The 11,476-nt window shown below is 73.6% G+C and carries 11 protein-coding genes and 1 pseudogene; all 12 read right to left on the bottom strand.

Going from position 1 to position 11,476, the window contains the following annotated elements; all coding sequences use genetic code 11:
* Positions 1–290 precede the first annotated feature (290 nt).
* Complete coding sequence (locus tag HUN58_RS11615; protein WP_114848898.1) at positions 291–473, bottom strand: hypothetical protein; 183 nt, start codon at positions 471–473, stop codon at positions 291–293.
* Positions 470–995, bottom strand: a pseudogene (locus HUN58_RS11620) (aminoacyl-tRNA hydrolase). The gene HUN58_RS11615 and the pseudogene HUN58_RS11620 overlap by 4 nt, the downstream one beginning before the upstream one ends.
* A gap of 31 nt (positions 996–1,026) precedes the next feature.
* Entirely contained in the window at positions 1,027–1,668 is a 642-nt protein-coding gene (locus HUN58_RS11625) for a 50S ribosomal protein L25/general stress protein Ctc (protein ID WP_114848897.1), read from the bottom strand.
* Between the two features lie 355 nt (positions 1,669–2,023).
* A complete protein-coding gene (locus HUN58_RS11630) occupies positions 2,024–2,980 on the bottom strand; it encodes a hypothetical protein (RefSeq protein WP_180225605.1) in 957 nt (318 codons plus the stop codon).
* Between the two features lie 9 nt (positions 2,981–2,989).
* Entirely contained in the window at positions 2,990–3,646 is a 657-nt protein-coding gene (locus tag HUN58_RS11635) for a response regulator transcription factor (protein WP_114848895.1), read from the bottom strand.
* Positions 3,643–4,845: a sensor histidine kinase gene (locus HUN58_RS11640; protein ID WP_180225606.1), complete on the bottom strand. Its 1,203-nt coding sequence runs from the start codon at positions 4,843–4,845 to the stop codon at positions 3,643–3,645. Before HUN58_RS11640 ends, HUN58_RS11635 begins: the two co-directional genes overlap by 4 nt.
* A gap of 96 nt (positions 4,846–4,941) precedes the next feature.
* The gene (locus HUN58_RS11645; RefSeq protein ID WP_180225607.1) at positions 4,942–5,862 is read right to left on the bottom strand and encodes a hypothetical protein; all 921 of its coding nucleotides are present in this window, start codon (positions 5,860–5,862) and stop codon (positions 4,942–4,944) included.
* A gap of 31 nt (positions 5,863–5,893) precedes the next feature.
* Complete coding sequence (gene manD, locus HUN58_RS11650; protein ID WP_229666765.1) at positions 5,894–7,246, bottom strand: D-mannonate dehydratase ManD; 1,353 nt, start codon at positions 7,244–7,246, stop codon at positions 5,894–5,896.
* On the bottom strand, positions 7,243–8,526 hold the full coding sequence (locus tag HUN58_RS11655) for a mannitol dehydrogenase family protein (RefSeq protein WP_180225608.1): 1,284 nt from the start codon (positions 8,524–8,526) through the stop codon (positions 7,243–7,245). The genes manD and HUN58_RS11655 overlap by 4 nt, the downstream gene beginning before the upstream one ends.
* Positions 8,523–9,395, bottom strand: coding sequence for a sugar phosphate isomerase/epimerase (locus tag HUN58_RS11660; protein ID WP_114848891.1), 873 nt, complete (start codon positions 9,393–9,395; stop codon positions 8,523–8,525). The genes HUN58_RS11655 and HUN58_RS11660 overlap by 4 nt, the downstream gene beginning before the upstream one ends.
* Entirely contained in the window at positions 9,392–10,621 is a 1,230-nt protein-coding gene (locus tag HUN58_RS11665) for a Gfo/Idh/MocA family protein (RefSeq protein WP_254631462.1), read from the bottom strand. The genes HUN58_RS11660 and HUN58_RS11665 overlap by 4 nt, the downstream gene beginning before the upstream one ends.
* A complete protein-coding gene (locus tag HUN58_RS11670) occupies positions 10,618–11,457 on the bottom strand; it encodes a sugar phosphate isomerase/epimerase (protein WP_180225609.1) in 840 nt (279 codons plus the stop codon). The genes HUN58_RS11665 and HUN58_RS11670 overlap by 4 nt, the downstream gene beginning before the upstream one ends.
* Between the last annotated feature and the right edge of the window lie 19 nt (positions 11,458–11,476).

An 11,476-nucleotide genomic window follows, 5' to 3' on the forward strand; every position in this document is an offset into this window, starting at 1 on the left:
GCGCTCGACGACGGTCGCGCCCGGGTCCGCCAGCGCGACGCCGGCCCCGGCGAGGACCACGGCGACCGCCGCGGCACCGGCTGCGAGGAGGATGCCCGGACCGCGACGGGCGGAACCGCGACGGGCGGGATGGCCTCCGCTGGTGCTGGGTCGTACGGTCGCGTCGCCCTCGGGCTCGCGGACGGTGCGGTGCATGGTGGCCCCCTCGTGGAGGACCTTCCCCCGGCGCCGACCGTACTGATCGGCGGGGGACGGCGTGGTCCCCCAGTTCGGGGACCGAGGCGCAGCGGTCAGTCCTTGCCGGGTTCGAGGTCCGCGGGCTGTTCCGGGAGCCGCGTGTGGTCGTCCGGGGGCTGCACCGCGCCTCGCGTGAGGACTCGGGCCGTGAGCACGAAGGTCAGGCCGACCACGGCGACGACCACGATCGTGATCGTCTGCACGAGCCCGTTCGCCGCCAGCAGGACCGGGGTCACGAAGGAGCGTGGACGCGCTGCTGCGCGGCGAGGAGCCCGAGCTCAGCGATCGCCTCGACCGCGTCGGCGCCGTCGGCGAGCAGGTTCGGCAGCGTCTTCTTCTCGGTCGGCGAGAAGTCGCGGAGCACGTAGTCGGCGGGGTCCTGGCGTCCCGGGGGCCGGCCGATGCCGATCCGCACCCGGGTGAACTCGTTCGTGCCGGTCGCCTTGATGATGTCGCGGAGGCCGCTCGTCGTGCACGACGACGAGGTCGGCCGGGGTGGCGCTGTAGAACCCGAGCACGCTCGAGACCGGACCACCGGAGGTGTTCATGAACGACCCGGGCTTCGCGAGGACGAGCTTCGGGCCGCCCGGCACCAGGCGCCCCTCGGCGACCTGGTTCGGGGTCTTGTGCTTCTTGAACGTCGCACCCATGCGGGCGGCGAGTTCATCGAGGACCATCTGGCCGACGTTGTGCCGGTTCCCCGCGTAGCCGGGCCCGGGGTTCCCGAGCCCGACCACGACGAGGGTCGTTCCTGTCATCAGCGTCGGCCAGACGTCCTGCGAGGAGTGACTACTCGGAGTCGGCGTCGGTCGACTCGGCGGCCTCGCCCTCGGCACCGGCCTCGGCACCCGCCTCGGCGGACTCCTCGTCGGCGGCGATGTCGTCGGCGGTCGCACGCGGGGTGACGATCTGGACGACGAGCGCCTCGGCGTCGGTCTCGAGCTCGGCACCGGCCGGCAGCTCGAGCTGCGAGGCGAGGACCTGCGTGCCGTCCTCGAGGCCCTCGACGTCGACCGTCACGTGCTCGGGGATCGCGGTCGCCTCGACGAGGAGGGAGACCGAGGAGAGGTCCTGCACGTGGATGGTGCCGGAGAAGGACTCACCGGTGACGACGACGGGCACGTCGACCGTGACCTTCTCGCCACGGCGCACGACGACGAGGTCGATGTGCTCGATGATCTGGCGCACCGGGTCACGCTGGACGTCCTTGACGAGGGCGAGCTGGGCCGCACCCTCGATGTCGAGGTCGACGACCGCGTTGGCGGTACGGACGAGCAGCATCGTCTCGTGGCCCGGGAGGGTGATGTGCTGCGGCTCGGTGCCGTGGCCGTAGACGACCGCGGGGATCTTGTCGGCAGCGCGGAGCTTGCGCGCAGCGCCCTTGCCGAACTTGGTGCGGTTCTCCGCTGCGAGCTTGGTGTAGTCGGCCATGGTGCCTCCTGGTGTCGGGGTCGACGCCGGGGTGCCGGCATCGGGGGGTCTGTGGTGTTGCAACTCGAACGCGTGCACGCGTGAGGAACGCTCCCAGGACTGGGCCGGGTCTCCCTACCGCGTCGATCACGGCCGCGCGTACGCGGCCCTCGCCGAAGTCGGTTTGCGAGTCTAGCAGGAGCAGCCGGGCGTGTCGCACCAGGACCGGGCTGCGGTCCGCGGGTGCCCACGACCGGACGGGAGGATCGTGGCGGCGCCGCCACGATCCTCCCGTCCGGTGCTCCCCACCCGGCGGACGCGGGCCGGTCCCCCCAGGACCACCTGCCCACGTCCGCCGGTCCGTCGGCGCGACGCGTCAGTCGACGCCCTCGGGTGCCGGCGGCGCGAGCCGCTCGATCGTCGCGGCGACGCGGTCCGCGAGCGCGGCCTGGTCGCCGTCCGCCGACCGGAGCACGGCGGCGTCGGTCGCCGTCACGTGCAGGAGGCGGTTCCACTGCGCGTCGTACAGCGCGGCGCGGTACCCGGACGAGGTCTGGCAGGCCACGTCGTGCTCGGCGAGGGCGATCTCGTCGTCGCCCGCGACCGTCCGCGCCTCGAGTGCGAAGGCCTGCCGCATCGCCGTCGTCGGCATGCCGTGCGGGTCGTCGGGGAGCTCATGCGTCGCCGTCCGCGCGAGGCACTGCCGCCAGCGCGTCGCCGCGGCGCGGACCTCGGGCGTGCGGCGGGCGTCCTCGGCCGCGAGGTACGTCAGGCGCTTCGCGGTCTGCGAGGCGCTCTGTGCCGCACCGTTGCCCGTGCCGAGCGTCCGGCGAGATGCTCGGTAGCAGCGGTCGACCTCCGCCCCGGCAGCCGCGGTGTACGCGGCATTGCGCTCAGGGTCCTGCCCCCACGCCAGGATGCCAGAGGCGTTCGCACCGTCCGTCGACGGCGCGTGGTAGCCGCGGCGAGCGGCATCATCAGCGCTCAGTGGTCGTGACCAGGCGAGCGCCGGCGACGGGTTGCCACGCTCGGGCGTCTCGTCGACGACGGACTGGGCTCGCAGACCGTCGAGCGTCGCCCAGGGCATCGGGGAGTCGATGCCCTGGTCGACCAGGCACGGCTGCACGAGCAGGTTGACGGCGTACGTCTCCTCGGAGGACCCGGGTTGGACGTAGCCGTCGAGCGGCATCGACCAGGTCTCCAGGTCCCGCTCGGCGGTGGGTCGGATCGCCTGGTCGGCCGGCTCGGGCAGCTGGTGCAGGACGGCCGCGCCGAGCCCGGCGACGACGAGGAGCAGGGTGCCGGTCTTCGCGGCACGCTGGGTCGGACGCATGGTTTCCCCCTAGGCGCGGACGAGGCCGCGTTCGTGTGCGGTGATGACGACCTGGATCCGGTTCCGGAGCCCGAGCTTCGTCAGCACCGCGCGGACGTGCGTCTTGACCGTGGCCTCGCTGAGGAACACGGCGGACGCGATCTCCTGGTTGCTCAGGCCCTTGGCGACGAGCAGGAACACCTCGCGCTCGCGGGCGCTCAGGGCGTCGAGCACTGCGTCCGGACGGGGTGTCTCGACGAGGGTCCCGTCGGTGCGGAGCAGGTCGAGAGCCTCGGCCTCGGTCGGCGCCGGGCGCCCCTCGTGCACGTCTCGGATCGTCGCGAGCACGACCTCCGGCAGCGCGTCCTTCGTCAGGAACGCGGCGGCTCCGGCGCGCAGCGCTGCGAGCACCGCTTCGTCACGCCGGATCGTCGTGAGGGCGACCACCCGCGGGCGTTCCCCACCGCGCTCGGCGAGCCGGGCCGTGGTCTCGATGCCGTTCAGCACCGGCATCCGGAGGTCCAGGAGGAGCACGTCGGGGTCCTCGGCGGCACAGAGGTCGAGGGCCGCCTGGCCGTCGCCCGCGGTGCCGACGCAGGACATGTCGTCCTGCGCGTCGACGAGCATCCGCATGCCGGACGCGAACAGGCGCTGGTCGTCGACGACCGCGACGCGGATCGCGCTCACCGGCCGGCCTCGGTCGGGAGCCAGCCCGTCACGACGAACTCGTCGGGGTCGTCGCCGTCCCCCGCGCGGAGCCAGCCGCCGGCGAGCCGGGCGCGCTCACGCATGCCGTCGACCCCGGATCCCGGGCCGTCGAGGGCGACGAGCGGCGCGTCCCCGCGTGAGGTCACGACGACGCCGAGTCCCGGCCCGCGCCAGTCCAGGACGACCCGCGCCTCGGCCGTGCGCCCCTGGTGCTTGAGGACGTTCGTCAGGCTCTCCTGCACGATCCGGTGCACGGCACCGTCCGTCGCGGTCCCGAGCCGGACGGGGTCCCCGTGCTGTTCGAGCGTTGCCCGCATGCCGAGTTCGCGCATGTCCTCGACGAGGTCCGGCACGTCGGCGAGCCCGTGCGCCGCGGCCGGACCGGTGCCCTGGATCCGCTCGACGAGCGACCGGACGTCCCCGAGCGCGCTGCGGCTGACGTCGGCGATGTCGCGCAGTGCCGTCGCCGTCGGGCCGTCCGACCCCGCGACCGCCGCGGCGCCCTGGGCCTGCGAGACCACGACCGCGAGCGAGTGCGCCAGGGAGTCGTGGACGTCGCGGGCGATCCGGGCGCGGTCCTGCTCGGCGCGCAGTTCAGCGGTCGTCACCGCGGTCTCGCGCTCCGCGACGGCGGCCCTGGTGCGGGCGAGCCCGATCCGCCACGCGGCACCGATCGCGACGCCCACCGCCCAGGCGATGCCGCTCGCACCCGCGATGGCGAGGGAGAGCAGGACGAGGCTGCCGCGCGTCCCCTCGCCCGAGGCGGTCCAGTTCGACCAGACGTCCGGGTCGGCCACGGTCGGCACGGCCATCGCCCAGGCCGCCGCGACGCTCGCGACACCGAGGACCGGGACCGCGAGCCACCGCAGCAGCCCGGACCGGCCGGCACCGACGACCCCGACGACGATCGCGATCGCCAGGTACTCCGGCCACGTCGTGTCCCGCGGGCGGGCGAGCAGGTGGAGCGCCTGCAGCAGCGGGACGACCACCACGAGGCCGAGGGCCGTCGCGGGCATCCAGGACGCCAGGGCGATCGCGACGGCGAACGCACTGACGACGAGCACGTGGCCGGTCAGGTCGGCGCGTCCGGCCTCGGCGACGATCCAGAGCACGAGGTACACGGCGCCCGCGGCGGGTGCCAGGAGGTGCCGTGCCCGGCGGCGGAGGAAGGAGGTCATGTCGGCGAGCGTAGGGCGGGCTCCGGCGCGGGAGCGAGCGGGAGCGGTGGCTTTCATCCGAGGGGATGAGTGGTCGATCCCGGCCGTCGTCGGGGTTCAGTGCCCGACGTCGCGGCGGTGGCGCTGTGCGGCGCGCAGGAGCTCACGTGCGCGGTCGCTCGCCGCCTCGGCGTCGTCGCGGGCACGGGTGGCGCGCTCGACCTCGGCCGTGGCGTCGGCGAGCTGCCGCTCGAGGTCGGCGCGGTGGTCCTCCGCGCGCTCCAGGTCCGTCTCGGCGGCGTCGAGCGCGGCGTCCGCGTCGCGGGGCTCCGTGCGGGCGAGGGGCTCCGCCTCGCGGGCCGCCCGGCGTTCCGCCGCCGGGTCGACGCGTGGTTCGGGCTCCGGCTCGGACTTCGGCTTCAACTCGGTCTTCGGCTGCGACGGCTTCGCCGGCCTGGAGGCGCGGCTCGGCTTCCGCGCGCTCCTCGCGCTCGCGATCGGGACCGGTTCCGCACCGCTGCCGGACCAGGCCTCCGGGACCGCGTCGGGGTCGGCGAGCGCGCCGTCCAGGTCGACGGCGTCGAACCCGGCGCTCTCGAGGGGACGGACGAGCAACCCCGACCGGACCGCGGCGCCCGCGTGCGGATCGGCCATCGCGGCCTCGACGGTTGCCCGGACCTGCTCGAGGACCGCCGGGGTCACCGGGTGCCCGGCGTCGGCGGCCCGGTCGGCTCCGGTCTCGGCGAGTGCGGCGACGACCGCGGACCGCTGGCGTCGGAGCTGTCGGATCGCGTCCGGGTCGGCGTCCGCCTGGGCCTGCCGGATCGTCGGTCCGAGGGCGACCGCCTCGTCGAGGGCGCCCTCGTGCGCGAGCAGGTCGACCACCCAGGCGGCCGGGGCGGGCTTCCGGAGCCCGCCGATCCGGGTCGCGAGCGCACGGTCGTCCCCGCGGACCGCACGCTGCCGGGCGGTGCGCTCCCGCACGAAGTCCGCGGGCGCGACGAGGAGCAGTTCCCTCGCCACGTCCGCGAACTCCACGCCCCCAGCATGCACGGGCAGGGCGGGCGCGCTACCAGTCGTGGACGGTGCCGTCGGCCAGCCGGTTGAACGGCAGGTACGCCTGCTCGTACGGGTACTTGCCGGCCTCGTCGACGTCGAGCGTCACGCCGAGGCCCGGCTCGTCGCCCGGGTGCAGGTAGCCGTCCGTGAAGGTGAACGTCTGCCGGAACACCTGGTTCGTCTGCGGCCCGTGCTGCATGTACTCCTGGATGCCGAAGTTGTGGATCGCCATCCCGAGGTGCATCTGCGCCGCGAGTCCCACCGGGGAGATGTCCGTCGGCCCGTGGAACCCGGACTTGATCTGGTACATCGCGGCGTAGTCCATCGTCTTCCGGAGCGGGGAGATGCCGCCCATGTGCGTCACTGCACCGCGGACGTAGTCGATGAGCTGGTCGCGGATGATGTCCTTGAAGTCCCAGATCGTGTTGAACACCTCGCCGATCGCGAGCGGCGTCGTGGTGTGCTGGCGGACGAGCTTGAGCGCCTCCTGGTTCTCGGCGGGGGTGCAGTCCTCGAGCCAGAAGAGGTCGTAGGGCTCGAGGGACTTGCCGAGCTTCGCGGCCTGCAGCGGGGTCATCCGGTGGTGGCCGTCGTGGAGCAGCGGCAGCTCGGGGCCGAACTCGTTCCGGACGGCCTCGAACACGGTCGGCACGTGGCGCAGGTACGCCCGGGTGTCCCAGTCCTCCATCGCGGGGAAGGCCCCGCGCTGCGCCGGCTCGAAGTCGTACCGGACGCCGGCGTTGCCCTCGGTGGTCTTGTTCGACGCGATGCCGTAGATGCTCTCGAGTCCGGGGACCCCCGTCTGGACGCGGATCGACCGGTAGCCCTCCTCCTGGTGCTCGCGGATGGAGTCGAACAGCTCCGGGAGCTCCTTGCCCGAAGCGTGCCCGTACGCCATGAGCCCGGTCCGCGAAGCACCGCCGAGCAGCTGGTAGACGGGCATCCCCGCGACCTTGCCCTTGATGTCCCAGAGTGCCATGTCGACGGCGGCGATCGCGGCCATCGTCACCGGGCCGCGGCGCCAGTAGGACGAGCGGTAGAGGAACTGCCAGGCGTCCTCGATGCGGCTCGCGTCCCGTCCGACGAGCAGCGGGACGACGTGCTCGGTCAGGTACGCGGCGACGGCGAGCTCACGGCCGTTCAGCGTCGCGTCCCCGAGCCCCGTGACACCGTCGGCGGTGGTGAGCTTCAGCGTGACGAAGTTGCGGTTCGGACTCGTGACGACGACCTCGGCCCGGTCGATGAGCTGCCCGCGGTCGGCCGAGGCCCAGGTGTCCGGGCGGCCGGCGGTCGGGTCGGTCGCCGCTCCCCCGTCGCCGGCGCCGGGCACGGGCGCGGCCGGGTTCGTGGTGCTCGTGCTCATCGGAGGACTCCTTCGTCGACGGTGCCGCGAGCAGGTGCCGCGGCGGTGCGGATGCGGTCGGCCGCCGCGGTGACGGCGTCGACCACGGGGGTGGTGTCGAGGTCGGGCGCGACCACGGCGAGGACGTCGTGCACGTCCGAGTCTGGCCCGGGCGCCCCGGGGTCGTCCACCAGCTCCGGTTGCTCGGTGCAGTGCAGCCACCAGGCCGCGAGGGCGGTCGCGGCGCCGGGTCCGACGCCGGCGGCCGGGTCGCGGTCGAGTCGTCGGCGCAGGACGTCGACCACCCGGACCGGCAGCTTCGCCGCGCTCCCGGCGACGATCTGCCGCAGGGTGTGGCGGATCCGCGGGTTCGCGAAGCGTTCGACGAGGGCGGCCCGGGCGTCGTCGACCTCGGCAGCGGGCAGCGGGAGCTCGGCGGCGGCCTCGTCCCAGAGCTGCTCGACCGCTGCGCGGCAGCGGGGGTCGGCCATCGCCTCGGCGACGGTCTCGTGCCCGAGCAGGAGTCCGAGGGACGCCAGGAGCGAGTGCGAACCGTTGAGGAGCCAGAGCTTCCGCTGCTCGAACGGGGTGACGTCGGGCACGAGGCGCACCCCGGCGGTCTCCCACGCGGGGCGGTCGACCCCGTCGAAGGCGTCCTCGAGCACCCACTCGACGAAGGGCTCGGCGACGACGGGGACACGGTCGCCGGGCAGGGCGCCCGGCAGGTCGGCGAGCCCGGCCACGTCGTCGTCGGTCGTCGCCGGGGTGATCCGGTCGACCATCGACGATGGGAAGGTCACGTGGTCGTCGATCCAGGCTCGGAGGTCGGGGTCCGCCGTCGCGGCGTGCACGGCGTCCCGGAGGACGTCGCCGTTGTGCGTCAGGTTGTCGAGCGACACCAGGGCGATCCGTCCGCCGTCCGCCGCCCGCCGGGCGGCGAGCCCGTCGACCAACCGGGCGGGGACGTCGGAACCGGCGCGGTACCCGGCCTCGGTGACCGTCAGCGTGACGATGCTCGTCGTCGGGGACGCGACCGCGCGCCTCCAGGCCGTGTCGTCGGTGCCGGGGTGAGCGGCCACGATCGTGTCGACCACCTCGGCGACGTCGCCGTCCGCTGCCCGCGTGACCAGGGTGTACCGACAGTCCTGCGCGGCGAGCGCGTCGGCGGCCGCGGGCGAGCGTCCCGTGAAGGCGGTGATCCCCCACGGTTCGCCGGTGGCGTGCTGCGTGTACCAGGCGAGGTGTGCGCGGGCGAACGCACCCACCCCCAGGTGCACGATGCCGGGTCGACGGTCGGTCATGCCGCCACCGGGACCAGGGAGCGGAGGTAGGCGAGGTTGTCCGCGGTGCGCTCGGCGAGCGGGAGGTCGGTCGAGAAGTCCTCGATCGTGACCCAGCCGTCGTAGCCGACCTGGCGGAGCGCATCGAGGTACTCGGACACGGACGCCTGCCCGTCACGCAGCGGCGCCCACTCGTGCTGCCAGACCCGGCTGCCGTCGGCACGGGTGTCGCCGGTGTCGACCCACCGGGCGTTCTTGACGTGCGCGTGGGCGAGGTACGGGCCGAGGAGCTCGAAGGCCGCGAGGTGGTCCTCGTGTCCCTCGATGACCAGGTTGCCGAGGTCGTGGATGACACCGACGTGCGCGGGGTCGAGGCCGTCGACGAGTCGCAGGGCCGCCGAGGCCGACGGGGTGATCGTCATGTGATGCAGCTCAACCAGGGCCTTCACCCCGAGCTCCGCCGCGCGACCGGCCGTCCACTCGAGGTCGGCCCGGGTGCGGTCGAACATCTGCCCGTACGTCTCGTGCGTGCGCTCGCGCTCGCGCCGGTACCAGGGCATCGTGACGCGGACCTGACGGGCTCCGAGTTCGCTCGTCACCCGGAGCATCGTCTCGACGCCGGCACGGTCGGACACGGGCTGGTACCCGCCGATGCCCGAGTACTCGAGCCCGGCGGCGTCGGTGGTCCGGGCGATCTCGCCGACCTGCTCGGTGATGCCGCTGTACTGCCAGGTCGACCGGTTGCCGGCCCAGAAGCCGGACGAGCCGTCCTCGGTGCGGTCGTCGACGATGCGCCACTCGATGCCGTCCCAGCCCTGCTCGGCGAGGGTCTCGGCGGCCTGCGACGGGGTCCAGTCCGGGGTGGACGCCGTGAACACGGAGAACTTCATAGGCCTGCTCCTTCACTGGCGGCGGTGGTGGCGGTGGTGGCGGTGGCGACGGTGCGGGACGGCGCTCCGACGACCGGCACGACGTCGTCGTACAGGCCTTCGATCACGTCGTCGATCCGGACCGGCTTGCCGAGCGTGGCGCTGACGTACAGCCCGCGGACGGTCGCGAGCGAGACGAGGGCGGCGTCGACCGTGACGCCGGGGTCCCGGCCCTCGCGGATCGCGGCGACGATGTCGGTGTACTGCCGGGCGTGCCCGGCGGCGAAGTGGTCCGGCTCGACCGGCCCGCCGACGACGTGCTCGGGCGGGACGACCCGGTCCTTCTGGTCGGCGGCGTCGGCCACCGCGGTGGTGTTCGCCGTCGTCGCCGCGGACTCGAGCGTCGCGGTGTCGGGGGCGACGTGGAAGTACGCGAGCCGGTCGTCGTCGACGATCGCGGAACCGTGCGTGCCGTACACGGCCCAGCGCGCGGAGAGGCCCGGGTAGGCGGCCGTCGTGCAGTGGACCACGCCGAGCGCCCCGCCGCGGAACCGGACGGTGGCGACGGCGGTGTCCTCGACCTCGATGCGGTCGTGCGCGAGCAGCCCGACCTGGGCGGAGATCTCCTCCGGACGACCGAGGGCCCACACGAGCAGGTCGACGGTGTGCACGCCCTGGTTCATCACGGCGCCGCCGCCGTCGAGCTCCCAGGTGCCCCGCCAGTCGCCCGAGTCGTAGTACCCCTGCGACCGGTACCACGCCACGCTCGCGACCCCCGAGGTCACGGTCCCGAAGTCGCCGCCATGTGCCGCACCGGCGACGGCGACCGACGCCGGGTCGAACCGGTGCTGGCTGATGACGCTCGTGACGAGTCCGCGCTCGCGAGCGTCCGCGGCGAGCGCCGCGATCTGCCGGGCTCGCGGCATGGTCGTGTCGAGGGGCTTCTCGATGACGACGTGCTTGCCCGCGGCGAGGGCCGCCTCGGCCAGCTGCACGTGCATGCCCGACGGCGAGCAGATCGCGACGACGTCGATGTCGGTCTGTTCGATGGCCTCCTCGATCGTGGACGTCGTGATCGGACGGGTGGCTCCCGTCGACTCGAGTTCGTCGGCGGCGCTCGTGGCCGCGGCGGGGACGGCGTCGACGAGCGCCACGACCTGCAGGTCCGGGTGCTGGACGGCGACGCGGGCGTGGTGGCGACCGATGACGCCGGCACCGACGACTGCCAGCTTGAGTGGTGTGGTCATCGCAGGGTGACTCCGATCTGCTCGGTGAGGGTGCGGAAGGCGCGACCGGCGCGACCGAAGGCCGCGGGGCCGGAGAACCCGCCGAGGTGGGTGAAGTCGCTGAGGTGCGGTTCGAGCGACGCGTAGCCGGCGTACCCGGCGTCGCGGAGTGCGGTCAGGGTGTCGAGCAGTTCGCCATCGCCCTCACCCGCGGGGAGCACGGACGCGTCCGCGGCGAGCGCGTCCTTGACCTGCAGGTAGTCGACGTACGGGGCGAGCTGCGCCCACCCGTCGGTGAACGGGCGGACCCCGCACTGCACGTAGTTCGCGTTGTCCCAGGCGAGCCGCAGCGCGGGTGACGCGACGCTCTCGACGACGTCGAGCACACGGTCGGGCACGTCGCCGTAGATGTCCTTCTCGTTCTCGTGCAGGAGCGTGACGCCCTCGCGCTCGGCGAGGTCGGCGAGCGCCCGCATCCGGACGAGGACGTCGTCGCGGACGTCCTCCGGTGCACGGTCCGGGAAGTAGAACGAGAAGATCCGGACGTTCGTCGTGCCGAGGGCGTGCGCGGCGGCGATCGCCCGGCCGAGCCGGCCCACCTCGTGCTCGACGGGTTCGTCGACGGCGACCTTGCCGATCGGTGAGGCGATGGCGGAGACGGTCTGACCGCGCTCGTGGAACAGGCGGTGCAGGCCGGCGAGCTGGTCCTCGTCGAGGTCGACGACGTTCACCCCCCAGGCGCTCCGCACCTCGATCGCGGAGGCGCCGAGCGCCTGCAGCACGGCGACCTGGATCGTGGGGTCGGCGTCGATCTCGTCGCCGAAGCCGGAGAGCTCCCACGTTGGTTGGTCGGTCATTGCGTTCCCTTCGTGAGAC

Source organism: Curtobacterium sp. Csp1 (genome assembly GCF_013347185.1).